An 18859-nucleotide genomic window follows, 5' to 3' on the forward strand; every position below is an offset into this window, starting at 1 on the left:
TTGCTTGGCCTGCTTATTTGTTCTCCGTGGCAATATGAGGAAGCGGTGTGTTTCTCGTCTTCCTTTTGCCGTTCAGGGTCTGAAGAATCGGCTTCTCGATCATCTCGTAAATCACCACACTGACGAGGCAGGCTGCCACGATGCTGACCACCGACACCAACAATACCGTTGTCGGATGCTCGTATCCGACGGTGCGTCTGGCCAGGTACGCCACAGCGCCGATCACGAAGATATGCGACAGATAAAGCGCGTAGGAAGCGTCGCCCAACTGCTCGAGAAGGCTCCAGTGCTTGAGTTTCGGCTCCAGAATGAGGCTGAGATGAAGTAGGCCCGCCGCCCACATTGCTTGTCCCGCGAAGCTGATCTGACCCAAGAGCGGCGTACCGTCATCGACGAATGAAAGCACCCCGCCCGCAGCGGTCATTACGCCGAATATCCAAGCATGGCGTATGTCGGAAGTGAAATCACCGTCCAAATAGCGCCGCCCTATCCACATACCGATGACGAATGCCACCGGAGAAGGGTTGAGATAGAACTGGATAACAGGGTTGGTGGGAGCCAGCCACAGCCCGGCTATCCACATCGCAATGAAAAAGACCGTCAGCACAAATACGCGCGAGGTCACGGACAGGAATGCGAACACCGCAAAAGCGATATAGAAAAATACCTCGTAATTGAGCGTCCAGCCGAGTGAGAGGATTGGACTGGCGCTATCCCGTCCAGGCGCTTCGTGAACAATGAAGAGGAGCGACTGAAGATAGTGGGGCCACGTAAAGACGGTCTTCTGGAAGAGACTTGGCGCGAGCGCCGCCAGAACCGCGGCGAGGCTGGTGAAAAGCCAGTAAAGGGGGATGATCCGGATTGCTCGGCGTTTCAGGAAGGTGGCAGCGGAAAACGGACCATCTCCCGTAATATGGACCATTATGAAACCGCTGATGACAAAGAACAGAACGACGCCCAGGCGGCCCGCCGTCACAATAATCAGATTGTCCACGCCAATCTGATAGGAAAAGGCGTGTGCGAACAGAACCAGCAAGGCGGCGCAGGCGCGAAGATACTGAATCGAATAGAACTTCTTCACCTTGATCTCCTGCGCTTTGCCGGCGCCTGATGCCATTGTGCCGTCCACAGGCAGCGCGTCGGGCGCCGTGCAAAGCATCGCCATCAATACGACCGGCCAATTAAGTGTGGGTTACCGACTTCATGAAATAGCCCATGCCGGGCATCGCCACTGTTAAGATCGGGTTATCCATATTCCTTTACGTTCTTGCAGGAGAATGTACCCGGGGGTGCGTTCGTCCCCTGCCATCTCAATCGCAAGCCGCAACGCTGGTCAGATAATCGTGAGTGTCACCCCCACAGAGCAACAGTTCGTGACCGCGCAGGCCAGCCGCCAAGACGCCCTCACACTCCTGTTCTTTCTCCTCGCGGCCTTCGCTTTCCTGCTCCGCTCGACCATCTCTCCGCAATTGATGAATATGGTGATGTCCTATTCGACGGAGGGGGGGTCGTTTCCCGAAAAGCTGCATATCGGGACCTATGCCATCTTTCTGCTGCTTGTCGTCATCGCCACGACCCGGCCAATTCGGCTCGAAGGCGATGAAGTCAGGCTGTTCAAGGCGACATTGTTATATTCGCTGCTGCTGTTGTGGCTGGTGCCTTATCTCTTCGTGATAGGCCGTGCCGGCTCGGCCGGCTTCATAATCGATTCCTATCTGGTCTCTTGTGCCGCGGCGATGATCATGCTTGCCCTGGGTGACCATGTGCGCAGGGCGCTTGGCAATGTCATCGTCGGCATGATCGTCCTCAGCGCCATCATCGGAACGATCGAGGCCGTCACCCAGCATCGATTCCTGCCCTATCCCCTCGTTGAGCTGGACTTTCGGCCGATCGGACTGTCGGCCCATCCGCTGGCGCTGGGCGCGCTTTGCACCACCGCCATAGGTTTCGTTGCATTGACGCGGTGGCGTATCTGGGTGTGCGCGCTTTGCATCTTCATTCTCTTCATCGGCACGGCCGCTTCGGGCGCGCGCACCGCCCTGCTGCTCGCTTGCGGCGAGATCCTGTTCCTGCTCGTGTTCCTGCCTTGGCCGGACTTGTCACCCAGACATCAACGCCAGGCCAAACTCCTGGTGCTGATGCTGACGCTGGCCGGTGGCGCCATACTGATTGCGATACTCTTTTCGGCGGGGCTGCTGAACCGCTTCAGCAACACGCTCTTTGATCAAAATTACGACGCGCGCGTCAAGATCTACGATGTATTCAAGTTCGTTGAATGGAGGGACATCCTGCTTGGCATGAATCCCAACGAGTTGTTGAAGATCGTCAACGAAAAGCTCAACCTCCCCTTCATCGAAAGCACGCCGGTCGTTCTTACGCTTTTGTTCGGCCTGCCGATCGCCCTGCTCTTCGCGTTTGCTTTCTTCCGGTTCCTTTTCAAGCTCCTGCGCAATACGCCTCGGGCCGCCCATATCGCAGCGGCCGCGTCCATTCTCGCGGCATTGTCAAACAATGCCCTTTCTTCGAAGGCGCCGGATATCATGCTGCTCGTCATCTTGTTGCTCGCTTATCGAAAGCCGGATGGGCGCCTCGGCACGCCCCTTCAAGGCCAACCAGCATCAACAGCGACATGACGCCAAGCCCGCTCCTTGCGGGTGCCCTCGCGACGACCTCTTGTATTTCCATTTGAAACGCCTGCACGCTTTGCCAGGCTACGACGGGCGTGGCAGAATACCGACCAAGGGTGGATAGATCGCTGTTCCGGAACGCGCCTGACACGCCTGGAAAATGAAATGTTAACGATGTTTCCGTAAAGCAGGCTGTGCGTATTGAATATTAAAGGGTTAGCATGATGTCCGCCGCTTCCGGTCCTCCTCCAGCCGCGGCCGCCGCCGGCATTAGCCCCTATGAACGGATCGAAAATGCGCGGCGCGCCAGCAGGCCAAAGCCGCAACAAACCGCGCCGATCATGGCACATGCGGCGGCACCCGCTGTAACGTCGGCCCCTGTAACGTCGGCCCCTGTGTCGCCTGCACCCGTGGCGCCGCCTGTAGCCGAGCCCGTCACGACGGTGACGCTCAACAAGATCGGAACCTTTCTCGAACTCGATTTCGGGCGTCTGTTTGTCTGGCTGCGCGCCGGCCTCGCTCTGGTATGCCTGCTGGCAATCGCCGGCGGGATCATCGGCGGTGCCTACGCTCTGCTGAGCAAGCAGCGCTACACCGTGACCACGGACATCCTCATCAATCCCGCCAATCTTCAGGTTGTTCCGAATGATCTTTACCCGCAATCGGCCCAGGTCGATGGACAGCTGCTCAGCGCGCGCAGCAAAGAGCGCATCTTGACCTCGGGCAGCGTGCTTTCACGTGTTGTAGACGATCTTGACCTGGCCAGTGACCCGGAGTTCTTCGACGCGGACCGAAGCCGCACAGGGACGGACGGCGCCAAACCCGACCCAAAGCTTACCGCCCTGAAGAACCTGGCGGAACGGGTTAGCAGCATCGCGGATGAAAAGTCGTTTGTCACGACCTTGATGGTATCGGCGGAAACCACCGCTAAGGCGATCCTGATTTCGCAGGATATCGTCAAGACTTTCCAGGAAGAGCTGGCCAGCGCCGAGGCTTCCGGCGCCAGCCGTGCCGCGGCCGCGCTGGACGGGCGGCTGGGCCAGCTCAAGAGCGATGTGCAGGCGGCCGAAGAGAAGGTCGAGGCCTATAGGCGCAGCCACAATCTGGCCACCAGCAATGGGCAGCTTGTTTCCTCGCAAACCATGACCCAGCTCAACGGCCAGATCGTGGAGACGCAATCGCGCGTCATCGCCGCGCAGGCAAGTTACGACGCCCTGCTTGCCGCCGGCGCAAACGGCACCAATTCCGGTCCCGCCACGTCGGAGGCGCTTGTGGCGCTGCGCGCAACGGCCAACGGCCTGCGCCAGCAGATCGATTCGCAGTCGATGACCTTTGGCCCCCGTCATCCGTCGATCGTCAGGCTGAAGACGGAGTACAACACGGTCAGCGCGCAACTCAGCGCCGAATACGCGCGCACCCTGCGCCTGGCGAAGGTCAATCTCGATGCCGCCAAAACCTCGTCGGCCTCCCTCAATGCCAAGATGAATGACTTGAAGGGCAACGTGTTCTCGGATAGCGATTCCGAGGTCGCCTTGCGTGAACTTGAACGTGACGCCGCGTCGAAGACGGCTATCTATGAAAGCTTCCTGTCGCGGGCACGCCAGATAACCGAGCGCGAACAGATCGACAGCACCAATGTGCAGGTGATTTCCACCGCAGTGCCGCCAAAGGGCCGTTCATGGCCCCCGCGCACGGTCGTGATGATCGGCCTGGGGGCCATTGGCGGCATGATCCTTGGCATGTTGCTCGCCATTACCCTGGGTATCGTGCGCGACATGCGTCTTCCGCCGAACCGCCCGGACGTCATTGCCAGCCGCGCCTGAAATGGCGAAGCGGATTGTCTTTCACATTGCCAGCCTCAGGGGCGGCGGCGCCGAGCGTGTGTTCGTCCTGATAGCGAACGAGCTGGCATCGCGCGGCCACAACGTCACGCTTTTTACCTGGAACGCGCAGGGGCCCAATGCCGCCCTGCTTTCGCCTGCCGTGCATCTGGTCGATTTCGGCCTCCCCATTCGCGGCGAGGGTTATGGCAAGTGGGCGACATTGAAAGGCATCGTGCGAAGCGCGGGCCTGCTTGGCCGCCTTTCTCCCGACGCGATCTACAGCGCCCCGGAATTCGCCAATCTGGTCGTGGCGCTGGCGCTTTCCCTCGCGCGAAGCAGGGCGCGGTTCTTCCCGAGTTTCCACGCCGCCGCCTCACTGCCTTCCGGCAGCCTTGGCGCGAAAATGGCGGTCTGGCTTTCGGCCCTGGTTGCGGCCCGCGCCACCAGGGCCATCGCGGTTTCTGAGGGTGTCGGCGGCGATCTTGTGGCCCGAGGCTTCCCGAAATCCAAGGTCGTGGTCATCAACAACCCGCTGCCGCCGGCTGCGGCATCCCAGCAACGCTCCTACGCCTGGCAGGCAGAGCTCGCGGCGATGGGCGACGGCCCCATCATCATCACCGCCGGACGCCTGGTGCCCGTTAAGGATCATTGGACGTTGCTGCGGGCCTTCGCTGTGCTGCGCGCCGGCCGCCGGGCCCGGCTTGTCATCTTCGGCGAGGGTCCGCTGGCCGACGAGCTGCGCGCCTATGCCGAAGAATCCGGTATCGGCGCAGACGTTCTGTTTGCGGGCTATGTCAATGATCCGGCGGCCTGCTACGCCGTAGCTGACTTGTTCGTCCTATCATCGACCAGCGAGGGCTTCGGCAATGTTCTGGTCGAGGCCATGGCAGCGGGGATTCCGGTGGTCTCCACGGACGCGCCGCACGGCCCGCGCGAAATACTTGATGACGGCCGCTTCGGCGCCCTGGTGCCGGTCGGCGATGCCGCGGCCCTGGCAGTGGCGATGGCCGGAATGCTCGACCAGCCGACAACCGCCGCGATCCTGAAAAGCAGGGCGGCGGATTTCGAAATTGAAAAGATCGGAGACCGGTACGAGGCGTTGCTCTGAATTAGCGCATGGATCGGCTTGCGGCGGCACAGGAATCCGCCATTGATGGGACAGGACGCCGCCAACATAGGCCGGTTACTCCCAATCCAATCATGATCTTTAACATCAATTTACCCGGAGTTGGTAACAACAGGGAACCCGCGTTTTATCCTCAGGATAGGGATTTTCCTTGCCGCAGCATCACAGCCTTCCTGCCGGCCGTGCAAACGATCGCAATTGGCCGCGATTGCACCGCTTCATGCGGGTTGAGCTGGAACTCGCGCCTGACGTCCTGGTGCCGCGAGCCGAAACGGAACTGCTTGGCCGGACGGCCGCGGCCATTCTTGGCGAACAGGCGCACGAAACGATCCTGATCGACATGTGCTGCGGCAGCGGCAATCTTGCCGTGGGCATCGTCAGCGAATGTCCTCGGGCTCGGGCATGGGCGGCGGACCTGACCGACAGCACGGTTTCGCTTGCCCGCCGCAATGTTGTGCGCCTCGCCCTGCAGGACAGGATCAAGGTCCGGCAAGGCGACCTATTTGCCGCGATCGAGGGTGACGGCCTCCGCGGCGCTGCCGACATGGTTGTGTGCAACCCGCCCTATATTTCCTCATCCCGTCTCGATAGCGAAAGCGCGCATCTGTTGGAGAACGAACCTCGGGAAGCTTTCGACGGCGGCCCTTACGGTATTTCGATCCTCCAAAGGCTGGTCCGGGATGCCGCAGCTTTCCTCAAGCCAGGCGGATGGCTGCTATTTGAGTTCGGCGAAGGTCAAGATCGGCAGATAGCAACCCTTTTATCGAGAACGAAATCCTACGAAACCCCAACCTTTGCCGTGACGGCCGACGGCCAGCCCCGTGTCGCCTTGGCGCGCAAACATGGTGGCCGGGTTCCCGGAACCGGGAGCCCGGCGTGAGCGTCGTCCGCGCCCTCGATCAGGCCGACCTTGCGGCCGTCGCGGGCATGTTTCAACGCATGCTGCGCAAGAAGCGGGGGCCAGCGCCGGCCTCCCTCGTCGATTACATGAGGCGGTTTTATCTGGACGCACCCGACTGGGGCAGCGGGCTCCGTTCGCTTGTCCATGTCAATGACGCCGGCCAGGTTTCCGGGTTCGTCGGCGTTCATGCGCTGCCAATGAAATTCAACGGCCGGCAGCTCTACGCTGCCATCTGCAGCTCGCTGATGGTCGAGGATCACGAGACCGATCCGATGGCCGGTGCCCGCCTGTTGAAGGCCTTCCTCGATGGTCCGCAGGACATCTCCTTCAGCGAAACCGCCAATGATACGTCCGTGAAACTGTGGACGCGGCTTCGCGGCGTTGTGCTGCCGCAATACAGCCTTGACTGGGTTCGCGTGATGCGGCCGGCGACCTTCATGCTCAGCCTTTTTGCCAATCACATGAAGCTTGCCTGGATGTTCAACCCGCTCGCCCGGATCGTCGACCGGCTCTACCTTCGCAAAATGAAGGGCAGTCAACGACGCTGGACCGGCGTCGTCGCCAACGCATCGAGCCGGGGGGCATTTCGGGCCTCCGAGATCGACAGCGGCAGCTTTGCGGGGCTGCTGGAGCCGCTTTGCGCCCAATTTCCGCTACGTCCGCAGTGGGCGGAAGGTCAGCTCAACCATATTCTGGGCGATGCGGCGCAAAAGCCGGATTTCGGAGAGCTTGTCTACGTGTCGGTGGCATCGCCGAACGGCGCCAATGTCGGCGCTTTCGCCTATTACGCGCGACCGGACGGGATCGGCCGCGTGCTGCAGGTCCTCGCTCTTCCCGGCCAGGCCGGGCCGGTGATCGATTGCCTGGTCGAGCATGCCGCCCGGCGCGGTGTCTCCGGCTTGCGCGGCCGCGTCCAGCCCGCGCTTCTGGACGCCATGCTTGTAAGACGCATAGCCTTCATACCGGTCGCCTCGACCGTCGTGCATTCACGCGATCCCGAGCTTCTCGATGCCATGAAGAACGCGCAGGTCTTTCTGAACGGGCTTGCGGGCGAGCAGTGGAGCCAGTTGATCGGCGGCCGCTTCACCTGAAGCGTTCCGCCTACAGCAATTCCAGGAAAGGGTGCGCGGCTTTCCGTCCGGAATTGCGTAAAGACAAGAGCTTAGTATTTCTTTCATGCATGTCGTATCGCAAGACCGGATCACTTTTGCTCGATATGCATAGGTCAGGAGCCGACTTCGTCCACGCCGTCAACGAGCTGCGGGCGCAGGTGCAGATAGCGCGTTGCCTTTCGCTTGGCGGCGATGTCGGCCCAGACGCGTTCGATCTGTGAGGCGGTCAATCCCGCCGCTTGCCCTACCACCTCGGCGGACACGCCGTTGTTGAGGCCGTAGAGACACAGATCCATCCGATCGTAAGGCAGGGAGAAGTAGAATTCTTCCTGCGTCTGCGCCAGCGAGTAGGTGTCGGTGGTCGGCGGCCGGTTGCGGACCTCTTCCGGAATGCCGAGATAGGCGGCTAGCGCATAGACCTGCGTCTTGTAGAGATGCGCGATCGGCTTGACGTCGGCGGCGCCGTCGCCGTTCTTGACGAAGAACCCCTGGTCGTATTCCAGCCGGTTCGGTGTGCCGAGCACGGCGAAGTTCAGCCGGTCGGCATGATAATATTCGAGCTGCTTGCGGGTGCGCTGCTTCATGTTGGTGGCGGCAACGATGCCGAGATAGACAGCCACCGGCATCCGCAATTTCGTCTGCTTGCCTTGCGGGTCCTGCACCACCAGCGACGAGATGTTGTAGCCCTCGCCTTCGAGCACGTTCGCGATCACGATCTTCGAGGCCCAGCCCTTGCCATAGTCCGGGACCAATTCGCGGATGAAGGCGTCGCGGCGTTCATAGCAGCCCATTGCCCGCAGGGTCGGCCCGATATCCTCCACAACGGCCTCGACGCCGAAAGTGTCGGCGACCAGATGGCCGAGCCGCAGGCTTTCGGGGTCGGAATCGCTTTCCGGCATGAGGACGCACAGCACATTCTGGTGGCCGACGGCCCGCGCGGCCAATGCAGCCGAAACGCTGGAATCTACACCGCCCGAAAGACCGAGCACGAGTCCGCGCTTGCGAATGCCGCGCAACTGCTCGCGCAGGGCCGCCACGATCCTGTCCGTTTCGGCGGCGGGATCGATGGCCAGGGCTTGCGTGAAGGCCGGCGCATCCTGGGTTGAGCCGATGTTCATTGCTCGGCCTCCATCATCTCAGCCGCGAGCCGGCGGCTGACCTTGCCCGACTCCGTCTTCGGTAATTCGCTCCGGAACTCTATGATTTTGGGGACCATGAAATCCTCCAGGTGGCGCGCGCAGTGACGAATGATGTCCTTTCCGCCAAGCGCCGGATCGGACCGCACGACGAGCGCGCCAATCGCATGCCCCAGCACCGGATCCGGCACGCCGACGACCACCGCTTCCGCGATACCTGGATGGGCGTGGAGCACGGCCTCCACTTCCTTGGGGGCGACCTTCTCGCCACGCGTCTTGATGATGTCGTCCTTACGCCCGACAAAATAGAGAAAGCCGTCCTCGTCGGTCTGGAACAGGTCGCCCGTATAGAGCACCTTTTCCCAAGGGTTAGGCCCCGGCCGGAGCGCTCGTTCCGTCGCGGCCTTGTTGCGCCAATAGCCCTGCATCACGTGCGGACCGCGGATGACTAGCTCACCTGCCACGCCCGCCGGCACGCGTTGTCCAAGGTCGTCGACGACAAAGGCTTCCGTGTTGGGGATGGCTATGCCGACCGACCCTGGCCGGCGGTCAAGTTCCTCGGGTGGCAAATAGGTGCAGCGCTTGCATTCGGTCAGCCCATACATCGAATAGATCCGGACGCCGGGCAGCAGCGAGCGCAGGCGTTCTATGTGGGCTGGCGGCAAGGCGGCCGCGGTGTTGGAAATATAGCGGAGGCTGGGCAGGAAACCCGGCGCCAGATCACGCATCTGCAGGATCATCGCCGCCATGGTAGGCACCAGCGGAAGGCCGGTGACGCCCTCTTTGCGGATGCGTTCGAAGATCTCGTGCGGGAAGGCGAAGGACTTCTCGAGCACCAGCGTGGCCCCGAGCCTGACTGCCATCAGCAACTGGTAGAGGCCATAGTCGAAGGCAAGCGGGAGGACGTTCAGGATGATGTCGTCCGGCGCGTTGCGCAGATAGGTGGCGATCGACCCCGCGGCGGCGTCGCAATTGCGATGCGTCATCATCACACCCTTGGGCCGGCCGGTCGAACCTGACGTGTAGATCAGCATCGCAAGGTCGACGTCGATGCCGCGATGGTTTACCTCCGCGCCATCGAACGTCAGGCAGTCAGTCAGGGACGCGGCCCCTGCCGGGCATTGCCCGTCGGCCCCAGGGGTGGAAGCCACGAAGATGCCGGGCTTGCCTTGCGATGCGCAGGCTTCGGTGACCACGGGCATCAGCTTCGCCTGCGTCAGGACCGCCCTGGCGTCGCAATCGGCGATGACGTAACCGAGCTTGTCGGCCTTTGTGGAGGGGTTGATCGGACTGAAGGTCGCACCTGCCTTGAGTGCGGCAAAGATCGATACGGCGGCCTCCCAGCAATTGTCCATGAAGATCAGAACGCGGTCGTCGCGCCTGATCCCATTCATGAAGAGAGCGGTGGCCAGCCGGCTCGAAAGGTCGTCGAGTTCTTCGTAGCTCAGCCTTTTGCCCTTGGTGACCAATGCCGTCTTGGCCGGGTGGGCAGCAGCCTTCGCCACCAGAAAATGCTCGATCCGCACGGGACGTTCCTCGCCGTTGGCGCTTACGCTGCCAGCGTTTGTGCTCTCGCCTCGATGAAGGACGAGATGCGGTCAAGCGAGTCCAGGTTGGCCGGAACGATGTCGGCATCCACCATCGCGATGCCGAAATTGTCCTCGATGAAGGCCACCAGCTCAAGTACCGCAGTCGAGTCGATAATGTCGTTCTCGATCAGCGAGGCTGAATCCGACAGTTTGTAGGAGGTGTCGCCGAACAGGAAGTTGTCGACGATAAAGCTTCTGACCCTGTCCTTGATTGCCGTCATCATGTCTTTCCTTTTCCTCGCCGTCTCAGGCCGCTCTTGCCGCGCCGGCCGCTTGGCCGGCGAAATTCTTCTGCCACAGCTGCGTCGACAGAATGCCGACGAAGGCGGCGTTGTCGCGAAATCCGGTCGCGGTCTCAATGCGGCATTTCTCGTGGAGCTTGGCCACCGCCTTGGCGTTGAACAGGCCGCCGGCGGTAATGCTCGCCTCGCCCAGGCAGTCACGAACATAGTCTAGTTCCTCCGCCCCGACGAAGGAGCGGGCCTCCGGGGCGCGGTAAGGTTGCTTGGTGCGTTTACCGATCGCCGCCGGAAGGTGGTGCCTGGCCACCTTGCGCAATATGTGCTTCTCCATCAAGCCTTTCAGTTTCATCTCCGGCGGAAGTCTTGCCGCGAACTCTACCACGCGATGATCCAGGAAAGGAAACCGCCCTTCGATGCCGTGCGCCATGGCCATCCGATCGCCTTGGCTGGAGAGGATGTAGCCGGGCAGGAGGAAGCGGGTTTCGAGATATTGCGCCTGATGCAGCGGATGCCATAGGGAAAACGCCTCGGGTAGGCGGCTGGTCAGCTCTTCAGCTGCGTCATAACCCTTCAACGTCGCGCGCAGGTCGCCGGAAAAGAAGATTTTCGCCGCCGCCGTGGTCTTGAAGCGTGGCCGATGCGAGAACAGCGGATCGTCGAGGGCAGCGTTGCTGGTGCCGAAGAAGGCAGCCAGATACTCCACCGATTGCTGTTGCAGGCCCGGCAGATACGGGTAAAGCCGGCGGAACAGCTGCGGCCTTATGCGCGATGTGGGCTGCCGCCCGCAGAACCGGCGGACACGCGCCTCCTTGAAGACGTCGTAACCGGCGAAGACCTCGTCGGCGCCTTCACCCGTCAGCACCACCTTCAGGCCGGCCTGGCGAACCAGGGCGGACAATTTGTAGAGTGGCGCTGGCGCCGTGCGGATGATCGGCCGCTCGGCAAAGCGGATGACGTCAGGAAAGACGCTGGCGATATCGCGGGCGCCGCATTCTATGGCGTGGTGGCGCGTGCCGAGCGCCGAGGCCATTTCGGTCTGAAAGGCGCTTTCGTCATGCTCGGCGCTGTCGAAGGTTACGGAAAATGTCTCCAGTCTCCGAGGAGTCATGCCGGCGGCAAGCGCCGAAACGAGCGACGAATCGAGCCCTCCGGAAAGATAGGAACCGACCGGCACGTCGGCCCGCATGCGAAGCCTCACCGCATCGGTCAGAAGGGCTTGCAATTCCTCTGCCGCGTGGTCCTCGTTCGTGATCTTCGACGGCTCATCACGATGCGGATAGTCCAGGTGCCAGTACCGTCTGACCGTGACCTGCCCCTGCGTCGCGATCATCACACTTGCCGGTTCCAACTCGTGGATATTGCGGAATGCCGTGCGCGGAGCGATCGGCGCCCACAGCGTAAAGATCTGATCCAGCGCAATCGGATCAATTTCAGCGGAGACGCCCGGGACCTTCAACAGAGCTTTGATCTCCGAGGCAAAGTAAAGCACCCCGTCCTTACTTGTGTAGAAGAGCGGCCGGACACCCATCCGGTCTCGTGCAAGCACCATTCGTCGCTGCCGATTGTCCCATATCGCCAAGGCGAAATCACCGTTCAGGAGAGACAAGCAGTGTTCGCCCATCTCCTCATAGAGCTGAAGGATGACCTCTGTGTCGCTCGACGTCCGAAAGTGTCGGCCCTTGGCGATCAGCCCTTCGCGCAGTTCTATGTAGTTGAAAATCTCGCCGTTGAACGCAATCGTCAAATTGCCGGCCTCGTCGGACATCGGTTGCTGGCCGTCTCCGATGCCGATCACCGACAGCCGCGCATGCCCGAGCCCGGCATCGGGTGCTACGAATTTCCCTTGCTCATCCGGCCCACGATGGGCAATTGCGGCTACCATGTGCGTGAGCAAAGCTTCCGCATCCCGGATTGACCCGAAATAACCCCCGAATCCACACATCCCTTGAACTCATATTGAACGCTAAGGTACGGAACATAACCTCGATAGTGGCATCTGAGGTTAATCCGATAATTTCACCGAGCATGTGGTTAACAAGAAGTTTGCCACGATGTGGTCTCCCGTGGCTAGGACACGATGGCTCTCCATCACCTCGCGTTGCGTGTGTGGAAAACAATTTTGAGGCCGAGCCCTTCCAGGGCGTGCGGCCGTAATAGCCGGAACGATAGCCCAGGCGCTCCAACGTGGCGAACCGCCCTGGATACAAACGGACCGCGCGCAACGTGCTGGCGATCTTGAGGCAAATTCAACCGCAGGCTGCCGGGCTGACTATTATTGCGGTAGGTTTTTCAACGGTTGCAATGGCTTAGCGTTTTCCGACACGCCCTAGGCGCGAACGGACCAGAGCGTTTCCAAAAAAGTGTGACACGGTTTTCTCTGCAGAAGCGCGCGGCGCTTCTCAAGCAATTTGCCTCGAAATCAAGAGATGACGGGGGTTTCAACGTGTCTGTGGAACGGTTGATCGCTCTAGGCCTTTTGTCCGGGTTGGCATGGCCGGACACGGGCGGCTAAGGCTGGAAATGTGATTGCACGTCTTCGCTGCCGGGGGGGGGCTGGCCGGAGGACGAGGAGGATGGCGCTGAATTTCGAATATATTGCCGGCCATCCGGCGCTGCACCGTCATGTCGAGGCGCAGTCGAAGGCGCTGCTGCATATCTATGAAACGAGCCCACGCCTGGCCGCCGTGTTCGCCACGCAACAGCGCTGGTTGCTGGCTCACACCGGCCTAGCCCTGCATTTCGCCCGCGACCCGCGCGATCCCCGCACGGAACTGACACTGGCCCGCTTCATCGATGCCGTGCTTCACTATTCCGTCGCTAGCCGCAACACGGCCGAAGCCTTCATCAAGGAGATGCTGCACTATCACATCATCGAATACCTGCCGCACACCGGTGACGGACGAGCCCACCCGTTTCAGGTGACGGCAGCGACGCTGAAGGAATTCGACGGCTGGGTGGTTGCGCATCTGCGCACGCTCGACGGTCTCGACAGCGGCAGCCGCCTCGCCGCCTTTCTCGAGCAGCACGGCATGATTTCCAGGCTGCAGCCGCTGGTGGCGGAAGGCCTGCTCTCCTCCAACCCTGTGCGTGAGCCCAAGCAGACGTTTTCGCTGTTCATCTGGCTCAACAATGGCGGCATCGTCATGGATTGGCTGATGTCCGGCATCGATCCCGACAATGCCGCCCTCGACCGGATCCCGACCAGCGTGGTTTCGATCGGCGAATTCGCCAGTTGGCTAAAACTCTCGCGCACCCATCTTGCGCGCAAATTGCGCGACGCCGAAAAGCTCGGCAGCGTCGGCTGGCTGGGCCGGCGCGGGCATTCCGTAATGTGGGTCTCGAACAGCTTCTACCAGGAATACATGACCGTGCAGGCCGCCAAACTTGCCGTCATCGATGCCGCGTTCGAAGCCTGCCGACCGGCGTCGCCGCACGCTGGCTGAACGTTCGGCGCAGACGCTGTTGCGCAGCCGATCGTGCCGACCGCGAGGACCCGTCCGGGCGCATGGCCGAGGTGGCCTTTCCGCCGTCGGGATACGGACATCTGGACAGCGGGGGCGAAGCCTGAAAGCGGAACGATCCGCGCGAGCGGCAGCGATCCGCCCGACGGGTTCGGGTGGATCAACTGGTCAAAAGCCGGGCGCAGCATCTCAATCGATGTCGAATGACACGCCCTGCGCCAGCGGCAGCGCCTTGGAATAGTTCACCGTGTTGGTGGCGCGGCGCATATAGGCCTTCCAAGCATCGGAGCCGCTCTCGCGCCCGCCGCCGGTTTCCTTCTCGCCGCCGAAGGCGCCGCCGATCTCGGCGCCCGACGTGCCGATGTTGACGTTGGCGATGCCGCAATCCGAACCATCGACGCCGAGGAAGCGCTCGGATTCCTGCAGGTCGCGGGTGAAGATCGACGACGACAGTCCGGCGGCGACCGCATTGTGCTCGTCGAGCACGGCATCGAAATCGGAGTACTTCATCACATAGAGGATCGGCGCGAAGGTTTCTTCGGTGACGGGAGCCACCTGCTTCGGCATTTCGACCAGCGCCGGATGCACGTAATAGGCATCGGGATGGCCATTCTCGACCCGCGAACCGCCGGTCAGCTTGCCGCCGTGAGCGGTGGCTTCCTTGAGCGCCTTCTGCATGGCGTCGAACGCCGCCTTGTCGATCAGCGGCCCGACGAGCGAAGACGTCTCCAGCGGGTTGCCGACCGAGACGCTCTCATAGGCCTTCTTCAGCCGCGGCAGCAGCGTGTCATAGACGCTGTCATGCACGAACAGGCGCCGCAGCGTCGTGCAGCGCTGGCCCGCGGTGCCCATGGCGCCAAAGGCGATGGCGCGCAGCGCCATGTCGAGATCGGCGGTCGGGCAGACGATGCCGGCATTGTTGCCGCCGAGCTCGAGCACGGCGCGGGCAAAGCGCTTGGCCAGCCGCGGGCCGACATCCCGGCCCATGCGGGTCGAGCCGGTGGCAGAAACCAGCGCCACCTTCGGGTGGTCGACCAGGATCTCGCCGACGGAGCGGTCGCCAATCAGCACCGGTGCCAGGCCCTGCGGCGCATCCGCGCCGAAGCGCTTGACCGCGCCGGCAAAAATCGCCTCGCAGGCGAGCGCCGTCAGCGGCGTCTTTTCCGAGGGCTTCCACACCACGGCGTCGCCGCAGACCAGCGCCAGCGCCGCGTTCCACGACCACACCGCGACCGGGAAGTTGAAGGCCGAAATGACGCCGACGACGCCGAGCGGATGCCAGGTCTCCATCATGCGATGTCCCGGACGCTCGGTGGCGATGGTCAGACCGTAGAGCTGGCGGGAAAGGCCGACGGCGAAATCGCAGATGTCGATCATTTCCTGGACTTCGCCGAGGCCTTCCGACGGGATCTTGCCGACCTCGATCGACACCAGCCGGCCAAGCTCGGTTTTGTGCGCGCGCAACTCCTCGCCGAGCAGCCGCACCAGTTCGCCGCGCCGGGGACCCGGCACCATCCGCCAAACCTGGAACGCCGTGTGCGCGGCATCGATGGTCTTGGCCGCATCGGCCGGCGAAATCGTCTTCAGCGCCGCGATCTGTTCACCCGTCACCGGACTGCGCACGACGAGGTCGCCGCCGGTCAGCGCGTCCTTGGCCACACCCAGTTTCGCCAGAAGTTCTGCCGTTTCCTTCGCTATCGTCATTTTTGTCCCTTTCAGATCCGCTCGCCATCATAGGGCGGCGGTCGAGCCTTGGCGCCATTGTCGCCCGCATACCGCGGGCGCTGTCATGGCGTGCCATTACTCGTTTCAGGGGAAAATCGCCACCCCGGCATGGTCCAAGCCGGGATTGCACGATTGAGCCACAGGAGGAACAGGCTTAGTGCGCTGTCTTCGCCGGCGCCTTCACGGCTCCGTCTCGCATCAGCCGGTCGATATGCATGCGGATATGGGCGGCTTCCGCTGCCGTGTTGGCCAACGCAATGGCGCGATCGAAGGCGACACGCGCCTCTTCGCCACGGCCGAGTTGCATCAACAGACCGCCCTTGAGGCCGAAGAAGTGGAAATAGCCGGACAGCCTCTCGCCAAGCGGCTCGATCATGGCAAGGGCAGCTTCCGGCCCGCGCACCTTGGCGACCGCAACCGCACGGTTCAGCGTCACCACCGGCGAAGGTTGCATCGCCTCCAGCAGGCTGTAGAGCAGGTCGATCTCTGTCCAGTCGGTCTCCTCGGGGGTTGCCGCCCGCGCATGAAGGGCGGCGATCGCCGCCTGCACCTGGTAGGGTCCGGGCTTCTGGTGGCGCAGGGCCTTGTCGACCAGCGCCAGGCCTTCGTCGATCATCTTGCGGCTCCACAGCGAGCGGTCCTGGTCGTCGAGCAGCACGATCTCGCCATTCTCGTCGAAGCGGGCCGGCGCGCGCGCATGCTGCAGCAAAAGCAATGCCGTCAGGCCCATGATCTCCGGCTCGGTCTGGAACAGCCGGAGCAACAGGCGCGCCAGCCGGATCGCCTCCTCGCAAAGCGGCGCACGCGCCGGCGCCTCGCCGCTGTTGGTGGAATAACCTTCGTTGAAGATCAGATAGACCATGGCGGCAACGGCGGCGAGCCGCTCCGAGCGCTCGACCGCGCCGGGCGTCTCGAACGGCACGCCGGCATCGGCAATGCGCGCCTTGGCGCGCGTGATGCGCTGTTCCATGGCGCTTTCGCCGACCAGGAACGCACGCGCGATCTGCTTGACGGTGAGACCGGAGACGATGCGCAGCGCCACCGCGATCTGCTGCGTAGGCGGCAGATCCGGATGGCAGCAGATGAACAAGAGCCGCAATATGTCATCGCGGTAGTGCGCGCCGTCCAGCCGTTCGGCGATATCGCTCTCGGCATCTTCCAGGTCCGAGATCTGGTCCTCTTCCGGCATCGGCGCCTGCTTGGCGCGCTTGCGCACCGCGTCGATGCCGGTGTTGCGGCCGACAAAGATCAGCCAGGCCGCAGGATCGCGCGGCGGCCCGTTCTGCGGCCAGTTCTTGAGTGCCCTCAGGCACGCGTCCTGGAAAGCTTCCTCCGCCGTATCGAGATTGCGGAAATAGCGCAGCAGCGCACCCATAGCCTGCGGGCGGGCAGCGCTGATCGCCGAGCTTATCCAGGCGAGGTCTGTCATGTGGCTACTCTGGTTGGGTTGAAGACGGAAACCGGTCGGATCTCATAGGATCCGCCGCTGGGATTGACCTCGGAAAGCTCGCGCGCGAAGTCGACCGCTTCGTCGAGATCGGCGCATTCCAGCGTGTAGAAGCCGAGGAACTGTTCCTTGGTCTCGGCAAACGGGCCGTCGATGACGACCGATTCGCCCTTGACCTTGCGCAGCGTCGTCGCGGCGGTGGTGGGCAAAAGCCGCGCCACCGGCCCAAGCCGGCCGGCTTGAGCGTATTTTTCCTGCACATGCATGAGCTTTGCCATGACCTCGTCATCCTGTGCCTTGCTCCAGGAGGAGACGACATCTTCGGAGGCATAGCAGAGGATAGCGTAGAGCATGGGACGTCCTTTTCTGTCTCAAAGGACGAAACAGTAGGGCCTGTGCCGACATGGCGTCGACAAAAAAGTTACGCCATTTTTGTCAGCCTTCGCTTGCCTTCAACCATCTCAGCACAAGAGCCTCTTCATCATCGAGACCGTCGATCGCTCGCTTGCGCTTGTTGGCCTCGGTCATTTCGCTAAGCAGCCGCCCTTCCACCCAGGCTTCAAAAACCTGTGGATGGATGTAGCATTTGCGGCAGACGGCGCGTGTGTTGCCGAGCCGCTCGGCCACCTTGTCGATGACCGCGTTCATCACACGCTTGGTCTGCGCCTGGCTTTCGGGAAGCTCCGTCCGCGCAAACAGCGACGCGGCATGGATGGTGCCGCCCCAGGTGCGGAAATGCTTGGAGCTGAAATTGGCGCCGATCGCGTCGCGGATATAGCGGTTGACATCGTCGGAGCGCACTCCATGCCTCTCGCCGTCCTCGTCGAGATATTGGAACAGTTGCTGCCCCGGAATATCCTGCGCGCCGCGCACGACCCGGGCGATGCGGCGGTCGACCAGCTTCAACTTCCATTCCTTGCCGGACTTGCCCTTGAAGGCAAAGCGCAGGCTGGATCCCTTGATGTCGACGTGACGGTCGCGTAGCGTCGTCAGCCCAAAGCTCTTGTTGTCGCGGGCATAGGCGGCATTGCCGACCCGGATCATCGTGTTGTCGAGCAGCCAGACAATTGCCGCCACGACGCGCTCGGCCGGCAGGCCACGGCGGCGCAGATCGGCATCGATCCGGCGGCGCAGCTCCGGCAGGCTTTCGGCAAAGGCGACAAGGCTGGAGTATTTGGCGCCATCGCGCTCGGCGGCCCACAGCGGATGGTAGCGGTACTGTTTGCGCCCGCGCTGGTCGCGGCCGGTCGCCTGGATGTGGCCGGCGGGATCGGGCGAGATCCACACATCCGTCCATGCCGGCGGAATGGCCAGCGCCTTGATGCGGGCAATGGCTGCCGCGCCGACGGCCTGTCCTTTCGCGCCCTTGTAGGAAAAGCCTTCGCCCGCCTTCAGGCGCCGGATCCCCGGCTCGCTGTCGCTGATATAGGTGAGCGAGGCCTGTTCGGCAGCGGTCTGCGCGCCGTTCTTCGGCGCTCCATCGTCCCCCTGTCCGGCAGCCGACCGGCCGGATGGCGTCCCAGATTTGTCAAGCATGCCCGCTCCACGAAATTTTTCTCGTAGATAAGCGCCAAGCCGACTGCTGGTTCCACCCCGTTGCTATGGAATGTGGTCGGGTCCACCAATGGTGGCACCAGCCGGCACGGCCATCCAGAGGCCGCCATCGTCGA

The 18859-nt window shown here is 62.2% G+C and carries 15 protein-coding genes; 6 read left to right on the forward strand and 9 right to left on the reverse strand.

What is annotated here, in order from left to right; all coding sequences use genetic code 11:
* Positions 1-13 precede the first annotated feature (13 nt).
* Positions 14-1117 (reverse strand): acyltransferase family protein, encoded by a 1104-nt coding sequence (locus tag NKJ88_RS01530; RefSeq protein WP_352443451.1) that lies wholly within the window; start codon positions 1115-1117, stop codon positions 14-16.
* A 160-nt stretch (positions 1118-1277) separates the two neighbouring features.
* Between NKJ88_RS01530 and NKJ88_RS01535 the strand changes: the two genes are divergently transcribed.
* The 5 genes from NKJ88_RS01535 to NKJ88_RS01555 all read left to right on the forward strand — a co-directional run bounded on the left by NKJ88_RS01535 (position 1278) and on the right by NKJ88_RS01555 (position 7568).
* A complete protein-coding gene (locus NKJ88_RS01535; protein WP_210164146.1) occupies positions 1278-2633 on the forward strand; it encodes a VpsF family polysaccharide biosynthesis protein in 1356 nt (451 codons plus the stop codon).
* 218 nt (positions 2634-2851) lie between these two features.
* Positions 2852-4450 carry a GumC family protein gene (locus tag NKJ88_RS01540; protein ID WP_352443452.1) on the forward strand — a complete coding sequence of 533 codons (1599 nt, stop codon included), beginning with the start codon at positions 2852-2854 and terminating at the stop codon, positions 4448-4450.
* A gap of 1 nt (position 4451) precedes the next feature.
* Complete coding sequence (locus tag NKJ88_RS01545) at positions 4452-5558, forward strand: glycosyltransferase (protein ID WP_023671792.1); 1107 nt, start codon at positions 4452-4454, stop codon at positions 5556-5558.
* Positions 5559-5727: 169 nt separating this feature from the next.
* Positions 5728-6456: a N5-glutamine methyltransferase family protein gene (locus tag NKJ88_RS01550; RefSeq protein WP_502904718.1), complete on the forward strand. Its 729-nt coding sequence runs from the start codon at positions 5728-5730 to the stop codon at positions 6454-6456.
* Positions 6453-7568 carry a hypothetical protein gene (locus NKJ88_RS01555; protein ID WP_023671790.1) on the forward strand — a complete coding sequence of 372 codons (1116 nt, stop codon included), beginning with the start codon at positions 6453-6455 and terminating at the stop codon, positions 7566-7568. The genes NKJ88_RS01550 and NKJ88_RS01555 overlap by 4 nt, the downstream gene beginning before the upstream one ends.
* Positions 7569-7702: 134 nt before the next feature.
* On the opposite strand, the gene nadE is transcribed toward NKJ88_RS01555, so the two are convergent.
* The 4 genes from nadE to asnB are packed head-to-tail and all read right to left on the reverse strand — an operon-like array spanning position 7703 to position 12498.
* Positions 7703-8707, reverse strand: coding sequence for an NAD(+) synthase (gene nadE / locus NKJ88_RS01560; protein ID WP_023751291.1), 1005 nt, complete (start codon positions 8705-8707; stop codon positions 7703-7705).
* Positions 8704-10251, reverse strand: a complete 1548-nt coding sequence (locus tag NKJ88_RS01565; protein ID WP_023683447.1) for a class I adenylate-forming enzyme family protein — start codon at positions 10249-10251, stop codon at positions 8704-8706. The genes nadE and NKJ88_RS01565 overlap by 4 nt, the downstream gene beginning before the upstream one ends.
* A gap of 23 nt (positions 10252-10274) precedes the next feature.
* Positions 10275-10538 carry an acyl carrier protein gene (locus NKJ88_RS01570; protein WP_023671787.1) on the reverse strand — a complete coding sequence of 88 codons (264 nt, stop codon included), beginning with the start codon at positions 10536-10538 and terminating at the stop codon, positions 10275-10277.
* Between the two features lie 22 nt (positions 10539-10560).
* Positions 10561-12498 carry an asparagine synthase (glutamine-hydrolyzing) gene (gene asnB / locus NKJ88_RS01575; protein ID WP_023725130.1) on the reverse strand — a complete coding sequence of 646 codons (1938 nt, stop codon included), beginning with the start codon at positions 12496-12498 and terminating at the stop codon, positions 10561-10563.
* A 631-nt stretch (positions 12499-13129) separates the two neighbouring features.
* Between asnB and NKJ88_RS01580 the strand changes: the two genes are divergently transcribed.
* On the forward strand, positions 13130-13999 hold the full coding sequence (locus NKJ88_RS01580; RefSeq protein WP_023671785.1) for a hypothetical protein: 870 nt from the start codon (positions 13130-13132) through the stop codon (positions 13997-13999).
* A 207-nt stretch (positions 14000-14206) separates the two neighbouring features.
* Here the strand turns inward: NKJ88_RS01580 and amaB are convergent, their stop codons facing one another.
* The 4 genes from amaB to NKJ88_RS01600 all read right to left on the reverse strand — a co-directional run bounded on the left by amaB (position 14207) and on the right by NKJ88_RS01600 (position 18725).
* The gene (gene amaB / locus NKJ88_RS01585; protein ID WP_352443454.1) at positions 14207-15721 is read right to left on the reverse strand and encodes an L-piperidine-6-carboxylate dehydrogenase; all 1515 of its coding nucleotides are present in this window, start codon (positions 15719-15721) and stop codon (positions 14207-14209) included.
* 175 nt (positions 15722-15896) lie between these two features.
* Positions 15897-17171, reverse strand: coding sequence for an RNA polymerase sigma factor (locus NKJ88_RS01590; RefSeq protein WP_023707663.1), 1275 nt, complete (start codon positions 17169-17171; stop codon positions 15897-15899).
* Complete coding sequence (locus NKJ88_RS01595) at positions 17168-17542, reverse strand: YciI family protein (RefSeq protein ID WP_023671781.1); 375 nt, start codon at positions 17540-17542, stop codon at positions 17168-17170. The genes NKJ88_RS01590 and NKJ88_RS01595 overlap by 4 nt, the downstream gene beginning before the upstream one ends.
* Positions 17543-17624: 82 nt before the next feature.
* Complete coding sequence (locus NKJ88_RS01600) at positions 17625-18725, reverse strand: DNA topoisomerase IB (RefSeq protein WP_023686314.1); 1101 nt, start codon at positions 18723-18725, stop codon at positions 17625-17627.
* Between the last annotated feature and the right edge of the window lie 134 nt (positions 18726-18859).

The sequence above is a fragment of the Mesorhizobium sp. M0016 genome (assembly GCF_040324035.1).
GTDB lineage: Bacteria > Pseudomonadota > Alphaproteobacteria > Rhizobiales > Rhizobiaceae > Mesorhizobium.

What these genes read in the sequence shown, in the direction of transcription:
- NKJ88_RS01600 (WP_023686314.1), bottom strand. Translation starts at nt 18,725, where the DNA reads ATGCTTGACAAATCTGGGACGCCATCCGGCCGGTCGGCTGCCGGACAG.
- NKJ88_RS01535 (WP_210164146.1), top strand. Translation starts at nt 1,278, where the DNA reads ATGTACCCGGGGGTGCGTTCGTCCCCTGCCATCTCAATCGCAAGCCGC.
- nadE (WP_023751291.1), bottom strand. Translation starts at nt 8,707, where the DNA reads ATGAACATCGGCTCAACCCAGGATGCGCCGGCCTTCACGCAAGCCCTG.
- NKJ88_RS01540 (WP_352443452.1), top strand. Translation starts at nt 2,852, where the DNA reads ATGTCCGCCGCTTCCGGTCCTCCTCCAGCCGCGGCCGCCGCCGGCATT.
- NKJ88_RS01545 (WP_023671792.1), top strand. Translation starts at nt 4,452, where the DNA reads ATGGCGAAGCGGATTGTCTTTCACATTGCCAGCCTCAGGGGCGGCGGC.
- NKJ88_RS01590 (WP_023707663.1), bottom strand. Translation starts at nt 17,171, where the DNA reads ATGACAGACCTCGCCTGGATAAGCTCGGCGATCAGCGCTGCCCGCCCG.
- NKJ88_RS01570 (WP_023671787.1), bottom strand. Translation starts at nt 10,538, where the DNA reads ATGATGACGGCAATCAAGGACAGGGTCAGAAGCTTTATCGTCGACAAC.
- NKJ88_RS01580 (WP_023671785.1), top strand. Translation starts at nt 13,130, where the DNA reads ATGGCGCTGAATTTCGAATATATTGCCGGCCATCCGGCGCTGCACCGT.
- amaB (WP_352443454.1), bottom strand. Translation starts at nt 15,721, where the DNA reads ATGACGATAGCGAAGGAAACGGCAGAACTTCTGGCGAAACTGGGTGTG.
- asnB (WP_023725130.1), bottom strand. Translation starts at nt 12,498, where the DNA reads ATGTGTGGATTCGGGGGTTATTTCGGGTCAATCCGGGATGCGGAAGCT.
- NKJ88_RS01530 (WP_352443451.1), bottom strand. Translation starts at nt 1,117, where the DNA reads ATGGCATCAGGCGCCGGCAAAGCGCAGGAGATCAAGGTGAAGAAGTTC.
- NKJ88_RS01595 (WP_023671781.1), bottom strand. Translation starts at nt 17,542, where the DNA reads ATGCTCTACGCTATCCTCTGCTATGCCTCCGAAGATGTCGTCTCCTCC.